At 71.3% G+C, this 24,664-nt stretch carries 23 protein-coding genes; 3 read left to right on the top strand and 20 right to left on the bottom strand.

Annotated elements, in window-relative coordinates:
• Window positions 1-31 precede the first annotated feature (31 nt).
• The 9 genes from ABD978_RS23985 to ABD978_RS24025 form a co-directional block, all read right to left on the bottom strand.
• A complete protein-coding gene (locus ABD978_RS23985; protein WP_345358634.1) occupies window positions 32-997 on the bottom strand; it encodes an ABC transporter substrate-binding protein in 966 nt (321 codons plus the stop codon).
• A 14-nt stretch (window positions 998-1,011) separates the two neighbouring features.
• Window positions 1,012-2,022, bottom strand: a complete 1,011-nt coding sequence (locus tag ABD978_RS23990) for an ABC transporter permease (RefSeq protein WP_345359095.1) — start codon at window positions 2,020-2,022, stop codon at window positions 1,012-1,014.
• Window positions 2,023-2,027: 5 nt separating this feature from the next.
• The gene (locus tag ABD978_RS23995; RefSeq protein WP_345358636.1) at window positions 2,028-2,783 is read right to left on the bottom strand and encodes an ATP-binding cassette domain-containing protein; all 756 of its coding nucleotides are present in this window, start codon (window positions 2,781-2,783) and stop codon (window positions 2,028-2,030) included.
• Between the two features lie 19 nt (window positions 2,784-2,802).
• Window positions 2,803-3,804 carry a LacI family DNA-binding transcriptional regulator gene (locus ABD978_RS24000; protein WP_345358638.1) on the bottom strand — a complete coding sequence of 334 codons (1,002 nt, stop codon included), beginning with the start codon at window positions 3,802-3,804 and terminating at the stop codon, window positions 2,803-2,805.
• A gap of 128 nt (window positions 3,805-3,932) precedes the next feature.
• Entirely contained in the window at window positions 3,933-4,700 is a 768-nt protein-coding gene (locus tag ABD978_RS24005; RefSeq protein WP_345358641.1) for an SGNH/GDSL hydrolase family protein, read from the bottom strand.
• Between the two features lie 45 nt (window positions 4,701-4,745).
• Window positions 4,746-5,306: a GTP-binding protein gene (locus ABD978_RS24010; RefSeq protein WP_345358644.1), complete on the bottom strand. Its 561-nt coding sequence runs from the start codon at window positions 5,304-5,306 to the stop codon at window positions 4,746-4,748.
• Between the two features lie 19 nt (window positions 5,307-5,325).
• Window positions 5,326-5,775, bottom strand: coding sequence for a DUF742 domain-containing protein (locus tag ABD978_RS24015; RefSeq protein WP_345358647.1), 450 nt, complete (start codon window positions 5,773-5,775; stop codon window positions 5,326-5,328).
• Between the two features lie 3 nt (window positions 5,776-5,778).
• Entirely contained in the window at window positions 5,779-6,180 is a 402-nt protein-coding gene (locus ABD978_RS24020) for a roadblock/LC7 domain-containing protein (protein ID WP_141959232.1), read from the bottom strand.
• Window positions 6,177-8,939, bottom strand: coding sequence for a nitrate- and nitrite sensing domain-containing protein (locus ABD978_RS24025; protein WP_345358654.1), 2,763 nt, complete (start codon window positions 8,937-8,939; stop codon window positions 6,177-6,179). Before ABD978_RS24025 ends, ABD978_RS24020 begins: the two co-directional genes overlap by 4 nt.
• Window positions 8,940-9,535: 596 nt before the next feature.
• Here ABD978_RS24025 and ABD978_RS24030 point away from each other — a divergent pair.
• On the top strand, window positions 9,536-10,540 hold the full coding sequence (locus ABD978_RS24030; protein WP_345358657.1) for a methyltransferase: 1,005 nt from the start codon (window positions 9,536-9,538) through the stop codon (window positions 10,538-10,540).
• A gap of 6 nt (window positions 10,541-10,546) precedes the next feature.
• Here the strand turns inward: ABD978_RS24030 and ABD978_RS24035 are convergent, their stop codons facing one another.
• The 3 genes from ABD978_RS24035 to ABD978_RS24045 are packed head-to-tail and all read right to left on the bottom strand — an operon-like array spanning window position 10,547 to window position 13,269.
• Entirely contained in the window at window positions 10,547-11,353 is an 807-nt protein-coding gene (locus tag ABD978_RS24035; protein WP_345358660.1) for an ABC transporter permease, read from the bottom strand.
• Window positions 11,350-12,204: an ABC transporter permease gene (locus ABD978_RS24040; RefSeq protein WP_345358663.1), complete on the bottom strand. Its 855-nt coding sequence runs from the start codon at window positions 12,202-12,204 to the stop codon at window positions 11,350-11,352. Before ABD978_RS24040 ends, ABD978_RS24035 begins: the two co-directional genes overlap by 4 nt.
• 15 nt (window positions 12,205-12,219) lie before the next feature.
• Window positions 12,220-13,269 (bottom strand): ABC transporter substrate-binding protein, encoded by a 1,050-nt coding sequence (locus ABD978_RS24045; RefSeq protein WP_345358666.1) that lies wholly within the window; start codon window positions 13,267-13,269, stop codon window positions 12,220-12,222.
• A 351-nt stretch (window positions 13,270-13,620) separates the two neighbouring features.
• Between ABD978_RS24045 and ABD978_RS24050 the strand changes: the two genes are divergently transcribed.
• A complete protein-coding gene (locus tag ABD978_RS24050; RefSeq protein ID WP_345358669.1) occupies window positions 13,621-14,334 on the top strand; it encodes an ABC transporter ATP-binding protein in 714 nt (237 codons plus the stop codon).
• A gap of 228 nt (window positions 14,335-14,562) precedes the next feature.
• A complete protein-coding gene (locus tag ABD978_RS24055; protein ID WP_345358672.1) occupies window positions 14,563-15,828 on the top strand; it encodes a flavin-dependent oxidoreductase in 1,266 nt (421 codons plus the stop codon).
• Window positions 15,829-15,906: 78 nt separating this feature from the next.
• On the opposite strand, the gene ABD978_RS24060 is transcribed toward ABD978_RS24055, so the two are convergent.
• The 8 genes from ABD978_RS24060 to ABD978_RS24095 all read right to left on the bottom strand — a co-directional run bounded on the left by ABD978_RS24060 (window position 15,907) and on the right by ABD978_RS24095 (window position 24,664).
• The gene (locus ABD978_RS24060; protein WP_345358675.1) at window positions 15,907-17,610 is read right to left on the bottom strand and encodes a bifunctional 3'-5' exonuclease/DNA polymerase; all 1,704 of its coding nucleotides are present in this window, start codon (window positions 17,608-17,610) and stop codon (window positions 15,907-15,909) included.
• A 110-nt stretch (window positions 17,611-17,720) separates the two neighbouring features.
• A complete protein-coding gene (locus ABD978_RS24065) occupies window positions 17,721-18,257 on the bottom strand; it encodes a DUF4234 domain-containing protein (protein ID WP_345358678.1) in 537 nt (178 codons plus the stop codon).
• Between the two features lie 100 nt (window positions 18,258-18,357).
• The gene (locus ABD978_RS24070) at window positions 18,358-19,854 is read right to left on the bottom strand and encodes a metallophosphoesterase family protein (protein ID WP_345358681.1); all 1,497 of its coding nucleotides are present in this window, start codon (window positions 19,852-19,854) and stop codon (window positions 18,358-18,360) included.
• Window positions 19,855-19,964: 110 nt separating this feature from the next.
• A complete protein-coding gene (locus tag ABD978_RS24075; protein ID WP_345358684.1) occupies window positions 19,965-20,513 on the bottom strand; it encodes a hypothetical protein in 549 nt (182 codons plus the stop codon).
• 129 nt (window positions 20,514-20,642) lie between these two features.
• On the bottom strand, window positions 20,643-21,035 hold the full coding sequence (locus ABD978_RS24080; RefSeq protein ID WP_345358687.1) for a YccF domain-containing protein: 393 nt from the start codon (window positions 21,033-21,035) through the stop codon (window positions 20,643-20,645).
• A gap of 98 nt (window positions 21,036-21,133) precedes the next feature.
• Window positions 21,134-22,006, bottom strand: a complete 873-nt coding sequence (locus tag ABD978_RS24085; protein ID WP_345358690.1) for a hypothetical protein — start codon at window positions 22,004-22,006, stop codon at window positions 21,134-21,136.
• 70 nt (window positions 22,007-22,076) lie between these two features.
• The gene (locus ABD978_RS24090) at window positions 22,077-22,964 is read right to left on the bottom strand and encodes a diacylglycerol/lipid kinase family protein (protein WP_345358693.1); all 888 of its coding nucleotides are present in this window, start codon (window positions 22,962-22,964) and stop codon (window positions 22,077-22,079) included.
• Window positions 22,965-23,095: 131 nt separating this feature from the next.
• Entirely contained in the window at window positions 23,096-24,664 is a 1,569-nt protein-coding gene (locus tag ABD978_RS24095; protein WP_345359098.1) for an FAD-binding oxidoreductase, read from the bottom strand.

The following is a 24,664-nucleotide window of genomic DNA, read 5'->3' on the forward strand; positions in this document are numbered from 1 at the left end:
GTGCCGGGGGTCTCCTTCGTACCGGCTCTGGTCAGCAGTTCTGCTTGTACAGGTACTTGGCGACGGTGGGCTGGTCCACGTTGTCCTTGGTGACCGCCACGAGCTGAGTCTTGATCTGCTTGGTCACCGGCTTGCCGTTCAGGGCGGCGACGGCCTGGTCGATGCCCTGGCGGCCGATGTCCAGCGGCTCCTGACTGATCAGCGCCTGGATCGTGCCGGCCCGCAGGTCCTCGACCTGCTTGGGGCTGGCGTCGAACTCGATCAGCTTGACCGTGCCGGTCTTCTTGGCCTGCTTGAGCGCGGCCCCGGCGCCCTCCCCCGTGACGAGGTTGGAGGCGAAGATCCCGGCCAGGTCCGGGTTCTTGGACAGCTCACCGTTCATGATCTCCGTGGCCTTGCCCGCGTCGTCGCCGGGGTACTGCTCCGAGACGAGCTTGATGTTCGGATGCTTCGCGATCTCCTCCTTGAACCCCGCGACCCGGTCGTCGGTCGTCGCGATCCCCTTCTTGGGAGCCAGCACGACGACCTTGCCCTTGTCGCCGATCTGCTTGGCCAGCGTCTGGGCGGCCAGTTGCCCGCCGAGCCGGTTGTCCGAGGAGATCCGCGACAGGCCGAGCGACTGGTCGGACAGCTCGGTGTCCACGAAGATCACCTTGCTGCCGTTGCCGGCGAGCTGGCGGACCGGTCCGGCCATCGCGTCCTTGTCGACGGGGGCGATCAGCACCGCCTTGGGCCGGGAGGCGGCGACGGAGGTGACGACCTGCGTCTGCTGGGCGACGTCCCACTGCGCGGGCGCCTGGACGCCGAGCTGGACGCCCTGCTTGGCCGCCTCCTCCTTGGCGCCGCAGTACATGGAGATGTAGAACGGCTCGTTCGCGATGCCCTGGATGAGGGTGATCTTCTTGGGACCGCTCGACGAGCCGCCGGACGAGGAGTCCGAGCAGGCCCCGGTCACGGCCAGCGCGAGCACCGATGCGACGACGATGTACCTGTTCAACGACGTTCCTCCCTCTATTCGCGTTCTCGCGCCCGACGGCGCAACTGGTCGAAGTAGACGGCGACGACCAGTACGGCTCCGACCGCCACGTCGAGCCAGAACCGCTGTGCCCCGAGGATGATGAGACCGTTGCGCAGGACGCCGGGGATCAGTACGCCGATCACCGTCCCGCCGATGCCGCCGACACCGCCGAACAGGCTGGCCCCGCCGATGACGACCGCGGCGATCGCGCCGAGGTTGTCGGAGGTGTGGCTGGCGATCGTGGTGGTGCTGTAGTGCGCCAGGGACAGCACCCCGGCGACTCCGGACAGCAGGCCCGACAGCGCGTACACCTTGATCAGGTGCCGGTCCACCTTGATGCCGACCCGCCGCGACGCCTCGGCGTTGGAGCCGATGGCGTACGTGTGCCGGCCGAACCGCGACAGCGCGAGCACCAGCCCGAACAGCACCGCGATCAGCCCGGCGATGATCACCAGCCAGGGCACTCCGGCCACGAGCCCGAAGCCGATCACGTTGGACAGCCTGGCCGGGATCCGGTTGACGTCGCTGCCGTTGGTGATGACCTGCGCGAGGCCGAGCGAGACGCCCAGCGTGCCGAGCGTCGCGATGAGCGAGGGGATCCTCGCCTTGGCGACCAGGAGGCCGTTGACGATGCCCCAGCCGAGGCCGCAGCCGATGCCCGCGAGCGCCCCGAGGAGGATCCCGCCCCAGCCCGCCGTCGTACCGCCGAGCGCGACCATGGTCTTGGCCGCCACGACGCCCGAGAACACCAGCACCGAGCCGACCGACAGGTCGATCCCGGCGGTGACGATGACGTACGTCATGCCGACCGCGAGCACGAGCAGGATCGCCGACTCGGTGAGGACGTTGCGGATGTTGAACGTCGTCGCGAACTCCGCCGGCCTCAGCACCGCGAAGAACAGGAACAGGACCACCAGGACGGCCAGCGTCCACAGCGTGTTGTTGCGCAGCAGCGCCGCGCCCCGCCCCCGGCCTCCTTCGGCCGGGTCGTACGAATCCGTCATGGAGGTCACGCGGCGTCCTCCTGGTCCAGGCCGCCGGTCATGGCGGAGACGAGTTCCTCCACGGTGGTGTCGGCGGCGGTGAGGCGTGCGACGCGGCGGCCGAGGCGCAGGACCTCGACGCGGTCGGCGACGGCCAGCACCTCCGGCATGTTGTGGCTGATCAGCACGACGGTGACGCCCCGGTCGCGGACCCGGCGGATCAGGTCGAGGACCTGCCCCCGCTGCACGACGCCGAGGGCCGCCGTCGGCTCGTCCATGAACACCACCTTCGACGCCCAGGCGACGGCCCGCGCCACCGCGACGCACTGGCGCTGCCCGCCGGAGAGCTGCCGGACCGGCGCGGACATGTCGGGCAGCCGGATGCCGAGCTCGTCGAACGCCTCGGCGGCCCGCCGGCGCATCACCCCTCGGTCGAGCAGGTGCAGCGGCGGGAATCGGGTCACCTCGCGGCCGAGGAACAGGTTCGCGGCGGCGTCGAGGTCGTGGGCGAGCGCCAGGTCCTGGTAGACCGTCTCGATGCCGCGCCGCTGCGCGTCGACCGGGCCGGCGAACTCCACGGGGCGGCCGTCGAGGAGGATCTCGCCGGCGTCCGGCCGCAGCGCGCCGGACAGCGTCTTGACCAGGGTGCTCTTTCCCGCACCGTTGTCGCCGATCAGGGCGACGACCTCGCCGGGATGGGCGGTGAAGGCGGCCCCGCGCAGGGCCTGGACATGGCCGAAGCGCTTGGTGACGCCCCGTGCCTCCAGTAGTGGATCGGTCAACGGTGCACCTTCCCTTGGGTCAGAGCGGCGGCGACTCCCCCGAGCCACGGACGATGAGGCGGGTCGGCAGCAGCACGCGCTGCGGCGGCAGGTCCTCGCCGTCCATGCGACGGCACAGCAGTTCGGCGGCGCGGCGGCCCATCTCGGCCGGGTAGTGCGCCACGACGGTGACGGGGGTGGCCAGCATGTCGGCGAGCTCGAAGTCGTCGAAGCCGACGAGGGCCGTTCTCGTGCCGGCCGCCTGGATGGCGCGCAGCGCCCCGATGGTCAGCCGGTTGTTGCCGGTGAACACGGCGGTCGGCGGGTCGCCCAGGGCCAGCAGCTCGGCCGTCGCGGCCTCCGCCCCGGCGACGTCGTGCGGACCGAGGCGGACGAGCGACTCGTCGACGGGGATGCCGTGGGCCTGGAGCGCCTCGTCGTATCCCCGGCGGCGCTCCCGTGCGGTGAAGATGCCGTGCAGGTCGGCGAGGCAGGCGATGCGGCGGTGCCCGTGCGCGATGAGGTGCTCGACGGCGGAGCGGGCCCCGCCGACGTTGTCGATCAGGACGACGTCGGCGCGGATGGCCTCCTCGGGCGGGCGGTCCATGAAGACCGCGGCGGTGCCCATGTTCAACTCGGGGATCAGGTAGCGGTGGTCGGCCGCGGACGGCACGACGAGGAGCCCGTCGACGCGGCGCTCGCACAGAGACCGGATGAGGTGCCGCTCGCGGGCCGGATCCTCGTCGGAGCAGCCGGAGATCACGAACAGGTCGTGGAGGCGCGCGACCTCCTCCACGCCGCGGGCGATCTGCGAGTAGAAGGGGTTGGCGACGTCCTTGATCACCAGGCCGAGGCTGCGGGTGCGCTTCCCGCCCCGCAGGGCGCGCGCGATGTCGTTGCGCCGGAAGCCCAGCGCCGAGATGGCCTCGTTGACCTTCTCCGCCGTGTCCGGGCGGACGCCCACCTCGCCGTTGACGACGCGGGAGACGGTCTTGAGACTCACCCCGGCCTGCCGCGCGACGTCACGCATGGTCGGACGCATGCGCCCCCTTCGGTCCGGTCCGGTCGCGACGACCGTCCAGGCTTGGTCCACTAAGACGACAACGTTGTCGTCTCATCCCCGGGAGCGCGCGTCAAGAGTGACGCCCGTTAAAGGGCGGCATGTACGGCTCAGAGCGGCAGCAGGTCCGGCCTCTTGGCGACGACCTCGTCGCCCGACGACCGGCCCCGCAGCCGCCGCTGGATCCAGGGCAGGAGGTAGGCGCGCGCCCACCGCAGGTCGGCCCGGCGCGAGGTCAGCCAGTCGACGGTCGGGGCCGGCGGCCATGGGTCGCGCCAGTCGCCCGTCACCGGTACGCCCAGCGCCTCGCAGGCGGCGAGCCCGACCCGGCGGTGCCCCTCCGGGGACATGTGCAGCCGATCCTCGGCCCACGCCCGGGGGTCGAGGAGCTGGCGCATCGACCACAGGTCCACGAGGTGGCAGTCGTGCCGGTCCGCGATGGCCCGCAGGTGCAGGTTGAACATGGCCGCCCTGCCGCGGATCCGGCGCAGAACCGGCACGTCACGGGTGTCGAAACCGGTGAACACCAGCACCTCGGCGCCGGTGGCGCGCAGGCGGCGCACGGCTCCGTCGAACACCACGGCGAGGGCGTCCGGGTCGGCTCCGGGGCGCAGCAGGTCGTTGCCCCCGCCCGCGAACGTGATCAGGTCGGGCCGCAGTTCGATCGCGCGGGGGACCTGCTCGTCGACGATCTGCCGCAACAGCCTGCCGCGCACGGCCAGGTTGGCGTACTGGAGCCCCGGCCCGGCGGCGGCCAGATGCTCGGCGAGCCGGTCGGCCCAGCCGCGGTAACCCGCGGCCGGGACCCGGTCTTCCAGACCCTCCGTGAAGCTGTCGCCGATGGCGACGTAGGAGGTGTAAGTCGAGATTTCAGTCACGTCCGACCATGATGCAACACGCGGTCATCCGGCCGTCAACCGGGTTCAGTGGTTGATGGGCACGCCGCGCGCGCGCATGGCCAGCGCGTGCTCGACGAGTGTGATCAGCGTGACCTTGGTCGACTCGCGGTTCCGCGCGTCGCACGTGACGATCGGGACGTGCTGCCCGATCGTGAGTGCCTCGCGCACGTCCTCGATGCCGTGGTTGTACACGCCGTCGAAGCCGTTGATGCCGACGACGAACGGCATCCCGGACTCCTCGAAGTAGTCCACCGCCGGGAAGGCGTCGGCCAGCCGACGGGTGTCGACCAGCACGACCGCGCCGATCGCGCCCTTCACGAGGTCGTCCCACATGAACCAGAACCGGTGCTGACCAGGCGTCCCGAACAGGTACAGGATGAGTTCCTGGTCGAGGCTGACCCGGCCGAAGTCCATGGCGACGGTCGTGGTCGTCTTGTCCGGCGTCGCGGACAGGTCGTCGACCCCGGTGCTGGCCGAAGTCATCACGGCCTCGGTCGTCAGCGGCATGATCTCTGAGACCGAGCCGACGAAAGTCGTCTTCCCGACGCCGAAGCCACCTCCCACGATGATCTTTACGGAGGTCATGCCGGGCGAAGCGCCCGGACTAGAGCTTGCGAAGTCCAACGAGAACCCTTTCCAGCAGCTGGAGATCGGGCTGTCCCTCGGTGAAGGGGGACTGGTGCACGCGTACCAGGCCTTCGTGTGCCATGTCAGCGATGAGCACACGCGCGACGCCGAGGGGCAACCTCAGCAGCGCTGACACCTCCGCCACCGAACGCCAGTTCCGGCACAGATCGATGATGGCTTTGTATTCAGGAGTGAGGGTGGTGATGTCCCGGCGGGGATACGGCGCCGCCGAGATCAACGCCTCGATGGGCAGGTCGTACCTTGGCTTGGTACGGCCGCCGGTGACGGCGTACGGCCGCACCAGCGAGCTGCTCTGTCCCGTCTCCGAGGGCTGCGGGGGCGGCCCCGGCGGCGGGTTCTGGTGCGGTCCGGACCCCGGCCCGTGGTACCCGCCGAAGTCCCGGTTTCCGTACCGACCCCCGTCCACGGCTTAACCGATCCCTGGTTCCGCGCGCAGCGCCGGAGTGAGCACCCGGCCGACGCGCTCGACGAGCAGTGCCATTTCGTAGGCCACCAATCCCATGTCGCAGTCGGGCGCGGCCAGGACGCCGAGCACCGAGCCGTCACTGATAGCCATCACGAACAGCAGGCCGCGCTCCATCTCCACCAGGGTCTGGGTGACCGCCCCGCCCTCGAAGATCCGCGCCGCACCCTGCGTGAGGCTGGTCAACCCGGAGGCGATCGCGGCGAGCTGGTCGACGCGGTCGGCCGGGAAGCCTTCGGAATACGCCATCGGCAGGCCGTCGGAGGAGACCACGACCGCGTGCGCGACACGAGGGACGCGCTCCACGAATGTGGTCACCAGCCAACTGAGATCCTGGCGGCTGTTCACTGGTTCTCCCGTTCATCATCTTCGGGCCGGATCGCGGCGCGACCCCTGCGTACGCCCTGCTGGAAGCTGGAGAAACGGTTCCGTACCGCTTCGGCCTCCGGCGGCTGGAAGGCCGGCCGGGGCGGCGGCTGGACCGGTTGCTGGACCGGCTGGACCGGCTGCTGAGGCTGTGGCGCCGGCCGCGCCGAGGCGATCGATCCGGGGATCCGGTTATTGCCCGGCACCCGTTTCGGCAGCCCGGCCGCGGTCTTCCCGCCCACCGAGGGGGCGCGCACCGTCTCCGCAGCCCGGAAGCCGTCGTCTGCGGGCGAGGACCACTCAGGCGGAGGAGCCGACTCAGATCTAGCCATTGATCCCGTCTTGCGGCGTTGGAACCATTCCGACTGCATTGCCTCGAAGATAGGGGAACGTCCTCCGTTCTCGTCGCCCAAACGACTCTCGCCACGGGCCGATCCCGGCGCCGGCGGTCTGCCCGAGGAGTACGGCGCGCTCTGCGGCCGCTGCGGGCGGCCTGCGGGCGGAGCCCCGGCTGGGGGACCCGAACGGCCCGGCGCCGACGGCGCGGCACCACGGCCCGGCGGTGCGGTGTTCGCGGGCCTTCGCTTGGGCAGCGGCGTCCCGGGCTCTTCCGGCGGCTCCATCTGGTTGCGAGCCGGCTCGGCGGACGGGCGCGGGGTCTCTCTCGGGGTCCATACCGGCTCGGCGGACGGGCGCGTGGTCTCTCTCGGGGTCCACACCGGCTCGGCCGGGGCCCGGGGCGACTCGACCGGCTCGCGCGGCGGTTCCATGGACCTTCGCAGCGGCTCCGGCTCGATCGGCTCCGGCTCCACCGGGCCCCGTACCGACTCGTTGAAGTTCCGCGAGGGCTCCCATGGCGTGTCGGGGACCGGCGCGGCGGAGAGTGGCTCCACGCTGCGGGGCAACTGGCCGCGTGCGACAGGGGCCTCCGCCGCGAGCTCCCGCCGGGCCGGCGTCTCCATCGGCGAGTCGAGACGCCGAGGGCTCGGCGGGTTCCCGCCCTGAGAGCTGATCGCGTTCGCGGGAAGGATCACGAACGCGGTGAGACCGCCCGACAGGGCCGCGCGCAGCTCGACCCGGATGCCGTGGCGCTGGGCCAGCCGGCCGACCACGAACAGGCCCATGCGCCGGGAGATCGAGACGTCGATCGTCGGAGGGTTCGCCAGCTTCCAGTTGGCTTCTTCCAGCTCCTCCGGCGACATGCCGACGCCGTTATCGGAGATCTGGAGCATGGCGCCGCCGCCGCTGAGCAGGTGGCCGGACACCGCGACCTTGGTGTGCTCCGGCGAGAAGGTCGTGGAGTTCTCCACGAGCTCGGCCACGAGGTGCACAAGGTCGTTGACGACGCGGCCGACGACCGAGACGTCGTCCTGGATCCGCAGGGTGACCCGTTCGTACTGCTCCACCTCGGACAGCGACGCGCGCACGATGTCGACGAGGGCGACCGGCTTGTTCCACCGCCGGGTCTGCTCCTGGCCGCCGAGAACGAGGAGGTTCTCACCGTTCCGCCGCATACGCGTCGCCAGGTGGTCGAGCTTGAACAGCGCCTCCAGCCGGGCGGAGTCCTGCTCACTCTGCTCCAGGTCCTCGATGAGGCGCAGCTGGCGTTCGATCAGCGACTGGCTGCGCCGGGACAGGTTGACGAACATCGCGTTGACGTTGCCCCGCAGCAGCGCCTCGTTGGACGCCAGCCGCACGGCCTCGCGGTGGACCTCGTCGAAGGACCGCGCGACCTCACCGATCTCGTCCGTGGTGTGCACGTCGATCGGCTCGATCTCGATCGCGTCGTTGTCCGTCTCGGGATCACGGAGTCGCCGCACCAGGTCCGGCAGCCGGCTGCCGGCGACCTCCAGCGCTCCGGCGCGGAGCTTCCGGAGCGGGCGCACCAGGGACTGGGCGACGACGACGGTGGCGATGATGACGGCGATGATGACGAGCAGCAGGAGGCCGGCGATGATCATCGCGGAGCGGTAGGCCTGCTCCTTGAGGTCGCGGCTCTTGCTCACGAGGCCCTTGACGACCGCTTCCTCGACGACGCGCATACGGTCGAGCCGGAAGGTCATGTCGTCGTACCACTGCTTCGCGTCCGCGTCGTGGAAGGTCCGGAGCGACAGGTCCGGCGACTGCTGCAGGCGGTTGACGGCCTGCTGCCGGGTGAACTCGGCACGGTCGACCTGCGGGCCGGTGACCGTGTCGGCGTACAGCTGCCCCTCCACCGATGTCGCCGAGCTCTCGAAGGACACCAGCTCGCTGTCCCGCTGGGCGCGCGCCGCCTGGAACCCGTCGAACCCGCTCGGGAGGAACCGGTGGGCGCGCATCGCCGCGCCGAGGAACGCGCGCTCGCGGGATGACTCCTCCTTCGCGCGGGACAGCGCCCCGAGGGCGCGGGCGTCCTGCGCGAGGTCAGGGTCGGAGCTGCCCAGCGCGATCACGTCGTCGAGGTCGACCAGATCGGAGATGAACTGGCCGTACTTGTCGATCGTCACGTCGGGCGGCATCTTGGTCTTGGCCGTCATCTGGCGCAACGACGGCAGCTTGTCCAGCCGGTTGAGGATGTCCCGCACCTTGTCGCGTGCCCGGACCGGGTAGGAGGCGTCGATGGCGCCGGCCGCCGTCCGTACGGCGCCGACCGCGGCGTCGACCTGCTGCATGGCCTGGCGGACGTTCTGGTCATCCAGTCCCTGGCCCGCCGACACGGACATCGCCACGCTGTCGCGCTCTGCCTCGAGCCCATGTGTCAATCGGCTTACTCTGTCACTTAGAGTAGCCAAATGTTCAATACGCGCGAACGCCGATGCGTTGTCCAGGGCACTCACGACGCGGAGGCCGGCGAGGGCACCGGCCACCAACGTCGGAATGACAATGAGCGCTACGAGGCGTACTGACACGCGCCAATTGCGCAGCCTGATCCGGCGCCACGACGAGCGTTCGCGCTGGCCAGCGTTTCCGCTGTTCGGAGGAGCAGGGACCGCCGACACGAGGTCGCGGTCGTTCTCCGTCGCTGTCCGCACTGCCTTCCGCTGCCTCTCACGGGGGTATAGATGGCTGTGGAGAAGTTGAGCTAGCCACACTCGACAGGCGGCTGTGACACACCAGTCGAGAGCGGTTATTGCAACACAGAGTGGTCGCTAGCACCAAACGAAACTGGGATATTGCATGATAAATTATCTTTCGCCTCGGATGTCCCACTTTGAGACATGGGACGAACTGCCTTGCGGTTCGACCGTAACCCTGGATCACGCGCTCTCGATCGTCCATCATGGCCGGGGCCCGGATTCCCCAGCAAGGGGCCCGAGCCCTGTTCGATATTCGTGATCGACCAGTTTCGGAGAGTCATATGTCCGACGAAAATCCCTCCGCCGTCATGCTGCGCCTTCTCCAAGGCGCATGGGTCACCCAGTCCCTGCACGTTGTCGCCTCCCTCGGCATCGCGGACCGTCTCACCGACGGCCCGCGTACGAGCCAGGAACTGGCCGCCGAGGCGGGGGCGCACGCCGACTCCCTGCACCGGGTACTCCGTTACCTCGTCTCCCTCGGCGTGTTCGCGGGGGACGACACCAGCGGGTTCCGGCTCACGCCGCTGAGCGAGCTGCTGCGGTCGGACGCGCCCAACTCCGCGCGTGATCGGGCCCTGATGTACGGCACGTACAACTACCGCGCCTTCGGCGAACTGCTGCACACCGTCCGGACCGGTGAAACGGCCTTCGATCACCTGTACGGAATGCCGGCCTACGAGTACATCGGCGCGCATCCCGAGATCGCCCGTAGCTTCAACCGGCAGATGCAGACCGGCGCCCCGTTCTTCACCCACCTGGCGGATCAGTACGACTTCTCCGGTGTCCGCACCGTCGTCGACGTCGCCGGCGGGAACGGGACGCTTCTCGCCACGCTTCTCACCGCCGTCCCCGGGCTGCGCGGGATCCTGTTCGACGCCGACCACGTGGTCGAGGCGGCCCAGGACAACCTGCGGACGCGCGGTGTGCTCGACCGCTGCGAACTGGTCGGCGGCAGCTTCCTGGACGGCGTGCCGGAGGGCGGCGAGGTCTACACGCTCTCCAGAATCCTGCACAACTGGAACGACGAGACCTGCGACCGGATCCTCGAACGATGCCACCAGGCCATGGACACCGGAGCGACCCTGCTGATCCTCGAACGCCTGATCCCGGAAGACGGTTCTCCAGGGGTGGCGCTGGCGGGCGACCTCAACATGCTCGCCGTGTTCAGCGGCCGTGAGCGGACCGCGACCGAATTCCGCACTCTGCTGGACAAGGCGGGCTTCGACCTCTCCGGGCAGCGTGAGCTGCCGCCCGACACCAGCCTGCTGATCGCCCGCAAGCGGTAACAAGGATCATTCGACGCCGCGCGCTCCGCGGTGCCAGGCCAGCGCGCGGCGTTCGATCCACAACAACGTGGTGTTGAAGGCGTACCCCAGGAAGCCGAGCAACACGATCCACGCCCACATGTCGGGCAGCAGGAACGACTGCTTGGCCTGATAGAGGCTGTACCCGATCCCATCGAAGCCGCCGATGGTCTCCGAGACCACCATGAGGATCAGTGCCATCGAGAGGCTGACCCGCAACCCGGCGAAGATCTTGGGGCTGGCGGCCGGAAGGATGATTCGCCGGAGACGTTCCGTGGGACCGAGCCGGAAGACCTTCGCCGTCTCCAGCAGCACCGGCTCCACCGACCGGGCTCCCTCGATCGCGTTGAGGACGATGGGCCACGTCACCCCGAAGACGATGACGGCGACCCGCATGGTGTTCGTGAGCTTGAACAGGATGATGAACACCGGGACGAGCGCGGGTGGCGGCAGCGCCCGGAAGAAGTGGATGAGGGGCTCGACGTAGTCGTGCGCGCGTTCGGACCGGCCGAGAAGGAGGCCCACGGCGACGCCGATCACGACCGCCGCCGCCCACCCACCGAGCATCCGCGCGAGGCTCGGGAGGATGTTCCCGGTCGCCATCCGCGTCAGGAACAGGTGATCGGCGGGGCCGCCCAGCCACAGGTGGACGATCCGCCGGCCGATCACCGTCGGGGGCGGGAAGAACTCCTTCTTGTCCTCGGCGATGAACCGGACGGCGAACTGCCACACCACCAGGGCACCGGCGAACACGCCCCATCGCAGGCCGAACGAGGCCAGCCGGGACCGGCTCACCGCCCCTCCTGCCGCGCGTAGTGCCATCGGAAAAGTCTCCGTTCTCCCTGCCGCATGAGGACGTCGATCAGGAATCCGAGCAGGCCGACGGCCGCGACTCCCGCGTAGAGGAGATCGCCGTGCTCCGCGTCGGCGCTCGCGTTGATGATGAACATGCCGAGGCCGTGCTCGCCTCCGCCCGCGATCAGCTCGGTGCTGACGATGACGATCAATGTGATGCCCGACGCGACGCGGACACCCGTCGCGATGAACGGGGCCACGCTGGGCAGCGCGATGCGGAGCAGCATGCCGAAGCGCCCCACGCCGAAGCACTTCGCCATCTCACGGGCGACGGGATCGACCTCGCCCACCGCGTACACGGCGTTGATCATGATCGGCCACATCGACGCGTACACCGCCAGGGTGCGCTCCAGCGCCGCCTGCTCGGGGATCACGAGAAGCGCGAGCGGGATGAGCGCCACACCGGGGATGGGCCGCAGGAACTCCACCAGCACCCGCACGGCGGAGTTGATCCCGGGCACACTGCCGAGGAGCAGTCCCGCGGGAACGGCGATCAGAGTCGCGATGAGGAGACCGGATCCCCACGCGGCCAGCGTCGCCGCGACGTCCTGGAGGAAGCCGCCGTCGCCTGCCAGTGTCACCAGTCGCCGCAGCACGTCCGAGGAAGGCGGCAGGAAGGTCCGGTCCACGATTCCGGCCCTGCCGATGATCTCCCAGAGGACAAGGAAGACCAGGACGCCGATGGCACCCCGGACCACGCGGGCGACCCCCGGCCGGCCCTGACGGGAAGGGCCGGCCGGGGCGGTGTCACCCGGCGAAGCGGTCGGAGCGTCGACGCCGGATTCGACCACTGTGCGCTCCATCGCCTACTGGGACTGCGAGAGCAGCATGGTCTGCATGTCCAGGTGGTTCTGGATCAAGCCGAACTCCTGCATCAGGTCGGGCACCCGCTGGAGCCTCGCCTTGTTGAGCGAGGTCGGGTAGCTGCCGATGGTGATGGTCGAGGCGACCTGCGGGGTGATGGTCTTGATGTAGGTCGGCAGGATCTGCTCGACCTGGGCGCGGTTGGTGGCGAGGGCCTGCGCCTTGGCCATGGCCCGCTGGAACGCCGCGAGAGCCTTCGGGTACTTCTTCGCCCCCGCGCCCGAGGCCACGAAGCCGGCGATCGGCAGCCCGTCGGCGGGACCGGTCGCGGTGTCGATGATCTCGGTGGCTCCCAGCTTCTGGGAGGCCTGGGTGACGAAGGGCTCGGTGATCCACGCGGCGTCGATCGCACCGCTCTGCAGTTGCGCCGGCATCTGCGGGAAGGGGGTCGCGACCATGTGGACGCTCTTGGGGTCGACACCGGCCGTCTTCAGGGCCGAGGAGAGCAGCAGCGGGCCGAGACCCTTCAGGCCGTTGACCGAGACCTTCTTCCCTGCGAGGTCGGCCGGCTTCTTGATCTTCGACTTCGGCATGGCCAGCACGGGGAACAGGTGCTTGGTCGCGGTGTACCCGTCGACGACGATGCGGAGCTGCACCTTGCCGCTGTCCGTCGCCATGATCGCGTTCGGGTAGCTGCTCCAGGCGACGTCCACGCCGCCCGACTGGAGGCGCGTGATGCCTTCTTCACCGTTGGCCAGGGTCATGGGGGTGACCTTCAGGCCCTCCGCCTTGAAATAGCCGTTCTTGAGAGCGAGATAGAAGGGCGCGTCGTCCACGATCGGGAGCGTGCCGACCTTGAGCTCGGTCTTTTCGAGTCCGTTCGCGCTCTTCTCGGTATCGTCCGATCCCCCGCCACATCCAGAGATGACGCTCGCTGCAATCGCGATTCCGAATGCAGCGCAGGCCCATCGACGAATGCCCACTGTAGCTCCTTGATTTAACTGACTGTGCGCCCGCGATCCGTCACACATCGTGACCGGATGGGTCTCCATGACCGGCGGCGAAGGCTTACCGTAGCGACCGCAAGACGGGGCGATGGTATCGATATGGATACAGGAGTTAAGGCTGAGTCAGGAGAATGTGACAAACATCCTTAATGTCCGAATCTGTAACAAGCCCGCAATCGATCACCTAGAGTCACTGTTCCTGACTCGTCAGGTGGTCTTCCGGCATTCCTCACCGCTCCGCACGGCGGGCGCTAACGTAGGGGTGCGGCTCGCTCTGCCGCCGCTGTAGCATGCGACCTCTGCATCTGAATTGGCGGGTTCTCAATCGTGCTCGAGGTATTGAAGGTAAGTCACACCTACGGCCGCGCCGATGAGCTTCATACGGCTCTTGAGGATGTGTCTCTCGAGGTGCCCGCAGGCCAACTGGTCAGCATCGTCGGAACGTCCGGCTGTGGGAAGTCCACATTGCTGCGGGCCGTCGCCGGCCTCGTCGCCCCGACCTCCGGTGAGATCTACCTGTCCGGCGTACCGGTGCGCGGCGTGCCCGACAACCTGGCGGTCGTGTTCCAGGACTACTCCCGCTCGCTCCTGCCCTGGCTGTCCGTACGCGACAACGTGACCTTCGCGCTCCGGAAGCGCGGGATGAACCGCGCGGAACGCCGTGAGGCCGCGCTCGACGCCCTGGAGGCCGTCGGCCTCTCCGGCAGCGCCGGCAAGTATCCCTGGCAGCTGTCGGGGGGAATGCAGCAGCGTGTCGCCATCGCCCGTGCCATCGCCTACGGCCCGGCGCTCCTGCTCATGGACGAGCCCTTCGGGTCGGTCGACGCGCAGACACGCGAGGACCTGGAGGACCTCCTGCTGCGCGTGCGCGGGGACAGCGACATGACCATCCTCGTCGTCACGCACGACATCGACGAGAGCGTCTACATCGGCGACCGGGTCATCGTCATGAGCCCTTCCCCGGGCCGGATCGTCGCCGACCTGGCCATCGGCCTGCCGAAGGACCGCGACCAGATCACCACACGGGAGCTCCCGGAGTTCGTGCATCTGCGCGGGGAGGTCGGCCGTCTCGTCCGCGGCCAGGTACCATCCGGCGCCGACGCGAATTGAGACGGCGCGGCCGGTACGCGGGCGGCACGCGGTTCCAGAGCCCGACCGGCTTCGCCGCCGTGGCCCGCGCGTGCCATGCTCACGGGGAGATCGTGATCGACCGCGCAGACCTGGTGCCGACCCTGCGGCGCGCGATCGAGCCGCTGGAGGCCGGGCGCCCGGCGGTCGTCGACGTACGCCTCGCCCGTAACTGACCACGCGCTCCGCGCCGCGCAGGAGGAGACCATCGTGGACGTGCTCATCGTAGGAGCGGGAATCGCCGGTCTGACGACCGCGCTGGCGCTGGAGAAGGCCGGTATCGGCGCGCGCGTCGTGGAGGCGGCGCCCGTGCTGCGGCCGCTCGGCGTGGGCATCAACCTGCAGCCGCACGCCGTACGGGAGCTGACCGAGCTCGGGCTCGCCGACGCCCTCGAGGCGACCGGGATCGAGACCCGCGAGATGATCACGACGGACCGGTTCGGCAACCGGATCGCCGTTCATCCGCGCGGCCGGTACGCCGGGTACGACTGGCCGCAGTACTCCATCCACCGCGGCGACCTGCAGATGCTGCTGGCCGACGCGGTGCGCGAACGCCTCGGCGACGACGCCGTACGGACGGGGGCGTCCTTCGAGGACTTCGAGGCGGACGCCGATGGGGTGACGGCGCGGCTGCGCGTCCGCGGCGAGGTCGTCACGCAGCGCGCCGACCTGCTCGTGGGCGCGGACGGCATCCACTCCGCCGTACGGCGGCTGCTGCATCCAGGCGAGGGCGCGCCGCTGTGGAACGGCGTCCGCATGTGGCGCGGCGTCACCGAGGTCGACGAGTTCCTGACCGGCGACACCATGCTCGTCATGGGCTCCCACAGTGTGGGGCGCATGGTCCTGTATCCGATCTCCCAGAGGGCGGCCGAGCGCGGCCGCTGCCTGGTCAACTGGGTGGCGGAGGTGCGCGTCTCCGCCGACCCGCGGGACGGGGCGGCCACGGCGAACTGGACGCGCGAGGGGCGGCTGGAGGACGTGCTCCCCCACTTCGCCGACTGGCGGCACGACGGCTTCGACGTGCCGAAGCTGCTGGCCGGCGCCGAATGGATCCTCGACTACCCCATGGTCGACCGCGACCCGCTCCCCTCCTGGGGCCGGGGCCGGGTGACGCTGGCCGGGGACGCCGCCCACCCGATGTACCCCGTGGGCTCCAACGGCGGCTCGCAGGCGATCCTGGACGCGCGGGTCCTCGCCCGGGAGCTGGCCTCCTCGGCGGACCCGATCGCCGGGTCGCGGTCGTACGAGGAGATCCGTCTCCCGGAGGCCAACGCGGTCGTGATGGCCTGCCGGAACATGCCGCTGGACAAGATGCTCGACCTGATCGCCGAACGCGCGCCGGAAGGGTTCGCCCGGATCGAGGACATCCTCGACGCCGACGAGGTCGCCAGTATGCGGGGGATCTGGAAACAGACGACCGACCTGGACGCCGAGGCCCTGAACAAGCGGGAGTCCTGGGATCCCGTCGCCGGCTGACGCGGCGCCACCGGCGCTCCGGCGGCGCTCCGGCGGTCGAGCCGGTGATGAAGCGGACTCTTCATCCCGGAGGCCGGGTCACTTGGCGTCCGCGTAGCACTCGACGGCGACGGCCTCCATCGGGAAGCGGACCGGGGTGTCGCCGAACACCAGGCGGCGCGCCTCCGTCGCGGACTCCCGGATCGCGGCGGTCACCGCCTCGGTCAGCTCCCGGGGGGCGTGCACGATCACCTCGTCGTGCTGGAAGAAGACGAGCCGCGGGGCGGCGTCGCCGGAGCCCAGCGCGGTCAGCCTGCGGCGCAGCGCCGCCAGGAGAACGAGCGCCCAGTCGGCGGCGCTGGCCTGGACGACGAAGTTGCGGGTGAACCGGCCGCGGCTGCGCACCGCCGATCCGCCGCCGTCCTGAACGGCGAGGTCACGCCACTCCTGTGACGGCGGCGGGCACGTGCGGCCCAGCCGCGACCGCACCACGCGGCCCGACTCCCCGGCGCGGGCCGCCGCCTCCACATAGTCGTACGCGGCGGGGAACCGGCGGCGCATCACCGCGAGCAACTGCGGCGCCTCGCCGCTCGTCCCGCCGTACATGGCGGACAGCAGCGCGATCTTGGCCTTGTCGCGGGCGCCGCCGAAAACGCCCGCGAGCGCGGAGTAGAGGTCGCTCTCGCCCGCGGCGGCGGCGAACGCCTCGTCGCCGGCGAGCGCGGCCAGCACCCGCGGCTCCAGTTGGGCGGCGTCGGCGACCACGAGGCTCCATCCCGGATCGGCGACGACCGCGCGGCGCAGCACCTTCGGGATCTGCAGCGCTCCCCCGCCGTTGGTGGCCCAGCGCCCGGAGACGACGCCGCCGACGACGTACTCCGGGCGGAACCGGCCGTCGCGCACCCACGTGTCGAGCCATGACCAGCCGTGCGCGACGTAGAGCCTGGCGAGCTCCTTGTACTCCAGCAGCAGCCGGGCGGCCGGGTGCTCGACCTGCCGCAGCACGTGCGACCGGGTCGACGGGATCCGCACGCCCTCCTGCGCGAACGCCTTGACGATCTGCGACGGCGAGTCGGGGTTGATCCGCCGGCCCAGGGCCTCGCCGATCCGGTCCGCCAGGTGCTGCAGCCCGCGCGGCCGCAGACCGGGTGCCGGACGCGGGCCCATGAGGTCGGTGAGCAGCGCGTCGTGGACGTCCGGGCGCCACGGCAGACCGTCGTGGCCCATCTCCGCGGCGACCAGCGCGCCCGCCGACTCGGCGGCGGCGAGCATCCGCAGCCCGGCCTCGGCGATCCGTCGCTGCTGCTCGGCGTGCACGGCCACGACGGCCTCGACGTCGTCCGACGGGCCCTCGTCGAACAGCGTCGGCAGGTCGTGGGCGACGACCGGATCGTCCGGGACGGGCCGTCCGTGCAGGCGGGCCAGGGCCGCAGCGACGGAGCGCGGCTCGCCGAAGTGGCCCGCGTGGCCCAGCAGGAGCGTCTCGGTCAGCTCGAGGTCATGGCAGCGCGCGACGCGGACCCCGGCCCTGAGCAGGCGCGGGTAGAGGTCCGCGGTCGAGGACCACACCCAGCGGACGCCGCCGGTCCGTGCCGCGGCGTCACCTCGCGCACCGCCGGGCCGTACCGCGGCGTCGCCGCGGGCGTCACCCGGCGCACCGCCGGGCCGGGACCAGGCGGCCTCGCGGCGGGCGATGGCGGAGACGAGGTCGGTGACCGGCTCGGCCGGTCCGGTGGGGGTGCCGTCCTCCGCGACCGGGCGCAGCACCCCGCCGTCCCCCACCGCGCCGACTGCGATCCGCATGGGTCGATTGTGCCCGGCCCCACCGACGAAACGGAGCGGTGGGGCGGGGCGGACGATCTGCGCCGAGGACGGAAAAAGACCCTGTGACCAGGGTCTTCTGGCTGGGTCCGTCAGGCGGCGAGGGGGACCTGGGCGCCGGTCGGCGCGCCCTGGTACCGGTCGACGACCTTGTTGAGCTCGATCTGGTAGTACAGCGTGCCGAAGCCGAAGAGGCCGAGCAGGAAGGCGAGGCCGCCGCTGCAGGTGGGCTGGAGGCCGGCCGCCTGCTGGGCGTTCCGGACGTGCCCGGCCAGCATGATGTAGGTGACGAGCGGCCAGATGCCGAGCGTGATCCACCCGAACAGCAGCGAGCACAGCGCCATGCCGGCGCTGACCTGGCGGCGGCGGTCGAAGTTCGCCAGCTCGCTGTGCACGCTGTAGTACCAGACCAGGTTGTAGATGCCGAGGGTGATCAGCGGGAGGCCCAGCCACACGCCGACCGGGTTGCGGCGCTTCATCTGGATGCCCATGAGGGCCGGCTGCCCGTGCTGCGCGGGCACCATCTGCCCGGGGTTCTGCGCCATGCCCTGGTAGCCGGGCTGCCCCTGGTACTGCGGCGTCGCCCCCGCGTACTGCGGCTGGTGCTGCTGCGGGTAGGGGTTGCTCATTAAGGCCTCTCCTGAGGTCGGGGGTCGCGGCAGATGGGTGCCGCCATATGTGCATCTCTCAGACGCGGCATAGGGCGCCATGGTTCACACGAATGATCCGTTATATCCGGAGATGGATCATCAGTTCGTCTTCGAGCGGAGGGTCGAGCTCGTGCTCCCGGCATCCGGTCGCGGCGAAACAGCGGATCCGCAGGCTCTCCGGCGTGACGTCGAGGCGCAGGAAGCTCTTGAACAGGGGCGGCCGGTTCGAGTCGGACACCGGGGAGAGGAACCGCTGGTAGATGCGCCGGACGGGAAGGCGCAGGCGGGACCGGCGATGCGGCCGCGGCGGCACGCCGAGCAGCGACGCGACGATCCTGGCGCGCCACGTCACCGTCGCCCGCGTCTCCCGGTGCGGCGGTATCCCGAGCCGCTGTTCGATCACCGCGGCCGCCTCGTCCTCGGACAGCTCGAAGAACCGCCGGAGCCGCAGCCTCCTGCCGTACAGCCTGCTGTAGAAGGCGAGGCAGTCGCCGCGCAGGGGGTAACAGCGGAACTCCTCCTCGGAGACGCCGCCCACCGTCACGCGCGGGATCGTGTGCGTCGCGTGCATGAAGGCGCCGCCGCCGCCCGAGACGATGTACTCGATCACGCGGTCCCCGACCCGCACCGGATACCGCTGGTAGTTGTGGATGTCCCCGCCGATCGCCGCGACGTAGTTGCAGGCCGGGTCGCGGACGATCTCGTCGACGGTCCCGCCGCCCGCGATCGGGCAGGGATGCAGCGCGTCGTCCACGTACAGCGGCTTGCCCGTGATCAGGATCTTCGGCTTGGGCCCCTGGGACACGCGGCGCAGCCACGCGCCCTGGTCGGCGTCGATGCCGCCGAGAATGCCCGTGTCGATGCCGATGATGCGGAGCGGGCCGGCGTCCATCACCCAGTACGGTCCCGGCTGCGCCGCCCGTTGCCCCGGCGCGGACCGCAGGGCCTCCGCCGCGGCGAGACGCCCCTCGTCGGCGACCTCGGGTTCCTTCCAGAACAGCCGCCGCCACCAGGCGGCCGACAACCGCTTGGGGCGGCCGTCCGGGGACAGCGGAGGCGCGCCGCAGAAGACGCGCATGAACCCGCCAAGACCGTCGTACCAGTCGTGGTTGCCCGGGACGGCGTAGATCGGGGCGTCATAGCCCTGGTAGGGGCGGAAGAAGTTGGTGGGGTAGTCGTTCACGCTCCCCGTGGGGTAGATCACGTCGCTCGCGATGACCGCGAACCGCGTGCCCGCGCCGATCTTCTCGAAGCCCGGTACCACGGCGTACTGCGAGGCGTCCCCCTCGCCCGTGTCGCCCAGGATCATGAAGGAGAAGGAGTCCGGGTCGTCGCGCTCGATCGCGAAGTCCGGAGAGACTCCCCGCGCCGACTGCTCGCGCACCCAGCGTGCCCGCTCATCGTCGGTCGGGTCGCCGAACCAGCGGGCGAGGACGTCGTTGCGGGCCCGCCAGAGCGTCGCGGGGTTCGTCCACGACAGGGATCGCGCCCGGCTCGGTATCAGGGCGGTGTACGTTCCCGGCTCCCGGCACGTCCAGCCGGCACCGGCCGCGGAGTCGCGAGAAGAGGGGGGCACCCGGGCAACCTAGCAGTGAAGATCAGCCCGTTGCCGCTGTTCGGCACATTCCGGCCAGGTCGCCCGGACGTCCGGACAGGCCCTGGGCGGGTCCCGCCGGCCCCGGCCCGTCAGGGCACGGTCGGTGGGTCCGGCCGCCAGGCGGGACGCGGCTCGAAGTCGCCCGGCGGCTGTGACTCGAACCGCTCGTGCGGCGGCGGTCCGTCGCCCGCCGGACGCGGCTCGGACCGGTCGTACGGCGCGGCGGGCGGCGACTCGTAGCGCCCCGGAGGCGAAGATTCGTACGACGCCGGGGGCCGCTCCCCGCCGCCCGCGGCCGGGTCGTACCGGCCGGCGGGTCGCGGTTCGTACCGCTCGGCGGCCGGGGCCTCGTACCGCTCGGCGGGCGGCGCCTCGTACGGCTCGGCGGGCGGGGGCTCGTACTGGCCGGTCTGTGGCAGCGGCGGCCGGGGCTCCGGCGCCGCGCTCAGCAGCGCCTCCGCCAACGTGGCGATCTGGTCCGACGGCAACCGGAAGGTGCCCTGGCACACCCCGCCGTTCCAGATGCTCAGCACGACGACCCCCGCGTCGGGATGGCGGCTGAGCCGCAGCGCGCGGTCCGCTCCCCGGGAGTCGAAGAACACGTCGCCCTGCTTGGGCAACGGCGTGGCCGCTGACATGGGGCAAGTGTGTCCCGGTGACCAGCGGCTGTCCAGCCCGCGAACAAAGAGGATGATCTTTCTCACCCGAGACTTTGTCCCCCGGAACCCGGCGGTAGAGCGTGGATCGACCCCGGCCCTACCCGCGGCTCAGGCGAAGGCCCGCGGGTCGTCGGTGGAGACGATCTCGCGTCCCAGCGGCACCAGCGAGACCGGGATGAGCTTGAAGTTCGCCAGGCCGAGCGGGATGCCGATGATGGTGACGCACAGCGCGATCCCGGTGACCACGTGACCGATGGCCAGCCAGAGCCCGGCGACGAAGAACCAGATCACGTTGCCGATCGCCGACATCACCCCCGCGTCGCCTCGCCGCACCACCGTCTTGCCGAACGGCCACAGCGCGTACGCCCCGATCCGGAACGCGGCGATCCCGAAGGGGATCGTGATGATGAGGACGCAGCAGACGATCCCGGCCAGGAAGTAGCCGAGTGCCAGCCACAGCCCGGCGAAGATCAGCCAGATGATGTTCAGGATGGTGCGCATGGCCCCTTTTCTTCCCAACCGGTCGCGTCTCGTCCGTACGTTCTGACATACGTTATGACGCGTTCTCGCGGCCGGCGGTTCCCCGGACGCTCCCGGGTTCACCGGGGGCGGACGAGGGTGGAGACCCGGGCCGTGTCGTCGTCGGGCACGGGGTCGGGCACGCCGCCGACCGCGGCGATCCGGCCTCGGGCGACGAGCTCACCGCGGGCGTCCGGCAGCACCCTGACGTCGAACCGCGCGGCGAGCGACCGGCCGGGTTCGAGACGGCGCACCACCAGCGCGGCCTCCCGGTCGCCGTTGTACCCGTCGACGCCCGTCGGCAGCCAGGCCCCGGTCCGTACGGTGCCCGGGGGCAGCACGCTGCGCACCGTGATCGGGCCGGGCGCGCCGGGCCCATGGTTGGTCAGCCGCACCGAGTACGAGAACCGGCCGCCGGGCCGGACGGTGGGCGGCGCGGCGATGGACAGTTCGAGGTCGGCCGGGCGCACCGTGGCGTCGCCGGACGGCCGGTCGAGCGGGTACCGCCAGGGCCGGTCGGCCGGATACCTCGGCGGCGTCTCCGCCGGGTACCGTGCCGGGCTCTCGGCGGGGGACGGCGACGGCGTGCCGGCCGGAGTCCACGCCGGTTCGGGTTCGCGCCCGGCCGTACGGTCCGCGCCACGCGACGCCGCGCGGTCGGGGCCCTGACGCGCGGACCGGTGGTACGGCGCCGGGAGCGGACCGCGGGCCATCGTCTGGGCGGACGGAGCGGGCTGCGGCCGGCCGGGACCGGACGAGGCGGCCCGCCGTGCGGGCCGGTGCTCCGCCGGCCCCTCCGCGAACGTCCTCGGGAACCGGTGCCCGACGCGGGCCCACGGGACGTACCGGGCCGGCAGTCCCCCGGCGGGCCGCCCGTCCGGCCTGGGCGCCAGGGCCGCCAGCACCGGCAGGCCCACCGCGATGCCCGCCACCGCGGCCAGCGCGTGTTTCACAGTGATCGCCCCCGCACACCGGGAACGTACCGCCGTCGTCTTCTGTGACCGGTAAACCTCGCGCCAAGTGTCAGACCGGATCGGCGATCACGTTCAGCGCGCCGGGCAGCACGCGCGCCGTCGCCGGCAGCACCCCGAGCAGCTCGCCGTCGGCGCCGTACGGGATCTCCCGGTCGGCCTCGACCCGCACCTCCCGGCCCCGCAGCACCTCGACCACCGGGCGGTCGACGTGCGTGCCCCGCGGCAGCTCCCGCATGACGGCGAAGAACAGCCGCTTCGGCGCGTGCCGGATGATGACGACGTCGAGGAGCCCGTCGTCGACCGCGGCGTCCGGCGCGATGTGCAGGCCGTAGCCGTAGAACCCGGAGTTCGCGACGACGACCGTGTAGCCGCGCTCCTCGTGGAGCTCGCCGTCCACGGTGACGCGGTAGGAGACCGGGCGCCAGGTCGCGATCGCGCGCAGCGGGCCCAGGTAGTACGCGAGCGGACCGGGCAGCCGGGTGAGCCGGTTGATGTGGACGTTGGCGACCGAGTCCACCCCGGCGTACACACTGCCCGCGACGACGCGGGACTCGCCGTCCGGCGAGGTCACCTCGATCGCGTCGATCCGTCTCGGCTCGGCCTCCAGCAGCAGGGCGGCGAGCCGGTCCGGCTCCTCCGGCAGCCCGAGCTGGCGGGCGAAGTCGTTGCCCCGGCCCGCCGGCAGGATGCCGAGCACGCCGTCCGTGCCGGCGAGGGCGCCGGCCAGCCCGCCGACCATGCCGTCGCCGCCCGCCGCGATCACCACGTGGCCCTTGTCGGCCGCGCTGCGCGCGAGTTCGGCCGCGTGCTCGAGGCTGCGGCTGTACTCCACGGTCATCTCCGCGCCGGCCTCGCGCAGCAGCCGCGCGAGCGGGATGAGCCGGGCGGCCGCGTCGCCGCCCGCGGCCGGGTTCACCACGGCGGTGAACGAACGCATCCTCAGCACCCTTCTTCCAGTACCGCGAGTCCGGCCCCGCCGAGAAACGCGCGCGGGCCGGGCTGCCGGGCTTCCGGCATCCCTTCCGCGCGGCTCCGGCGGTGGCCACGTCCTCCGCCGGATCGTACGGGTCATCCGGTGGCGGGCGGGACGAGCACGCCGGGATTGAGGATGCCGGCCGGGTCGAGCCGGTCCTTGACCGCGCGCAGGACGTCGACGCCGAGCGGGCCGATCTCGTCGGCGAGCCGGTCACGGTGGTCGGTCCCGACGCCGTGGTGGTGGGTGATCGTGCCGCCGGCCTCGACGATCGCGTCGCCGACGGCGGCCTTGGCGTGCCGCCACCGCCCCAAGGGGTCGTCGCCCTGCGCGGTGACGACGGTGAAGTACAGGGAGGCCCCGTCCCGGTAGACGTGGGAGATGTGGCACATCACCAGGGAGGACGGCAGCTCGCGGGACAGCGTCTGCCGCACGCTCTCGGCGAGGCGCGGCAGCACCGACCAGAACCCGGCGGTCTCCAGCGTCTCGGCGAAGGCCCCCACGTCGAGGAGCGCGTCACGGAGGTACGGCGCGGAGAACCGGCCGGCGGCCCAGCTCTCCCCCGGCGCGTCGCCCAGCGGCTCCCCGCCGTGCGCGGTCAGGACGGCGTGCGCGCCGGCGCGGCGCGCCGCCACGTCCTCCCGGTGGCCTTCGTACCCGCAGACCGCCAGGCAGCCGTCGCCGCGCCCCTCGCCGATCTCGTCGGGCCGGGCGAGGCCGATCATCGTCTCGGTCTCGTCGGACAGCCGGAGCACGGTCGGCAGCGGCCCGTCCTGGGCCAGCGCCCGTACGGCGGCGGTGCCCTCGGCGAACGTGGGGAACCGCCAGCCCTCGTACCGGCGCGTCTCCGGCAGCGGGCGGACCCGCGCGGTCACGTCCGTGATGACGCCGAAGGCGCCCTCGGAGCCGAGCACCAGCTCGCGCAGGTCGGGGCCGGCCGCGGACCTCGGGGCCCGGCCGAGCGTCAGGGTGCCGCGCGGCGTGGCGACGGTCAGGCCGGCCACCATCTCGTCGAACCGGCCGTAGCCCGCCGACGCCTGGCCTGAGGACCGCGTCGCGGCGAACCCGCCGATGGTCGCCCACTCGTACGACTGGGGGTAGTGGCCGAGCGTGAACCCGCGCTCGGCCAGCAGCGCCTCGGCACGCGGGGCGCGCAGGCCCGCCTGGAGGGTGGCCGTCCGCGACACGGTGTCGTGCGCGGTGATCCGGTCCAGGCGGCGCAGGTCGAGCGCGACGACGCCGGCGAACCCCTCCCCCGCCGCGGTGAGGCCGCCGACGACCGACGTGCCGCCGCCGAAGGGGACGACCGCGACGCGCTCGCGCGAACACCGCTCCAGGACCGCCAGGACCTGCTCATGGTCGGCGGGGAGCACGACGGCGTCCGGGGCCGCGCTCGCGTCACCCGCGCGGATGCGCAGCAGGTCCGGCGTGGACTTCCCGCGGGTGTGCCGGATCCGCGTCTCGTCGTCGCTGACCACCCAGTCGGGACCGACGACCTCCGCCAGGACGCGTACGGCGGGGTTCGGCGCGGGCGGTGTCATCTCCTCGAGCCGCACCGGCGGCGCGGGATCCGCCCGCACGCCGAGCAGCTCCCGCAGCAGCCCGACGACGGAGGCGGGCAACGGCGTGGCCCGGTCCGGATCGCCCCAGCCGTCCCAGCGCAT

It is taken from the genome of Actinoallomurus liliacearum (assembly GCF_039542035.1).
Taxonomy (GTDB): domain Bacteria; phylum Actinomycetota; class Actinomycetes; order Streptosporangiales; family Streptosporangiaceae; genus Actinoallomurus; species Actinoallomurus liliacearum.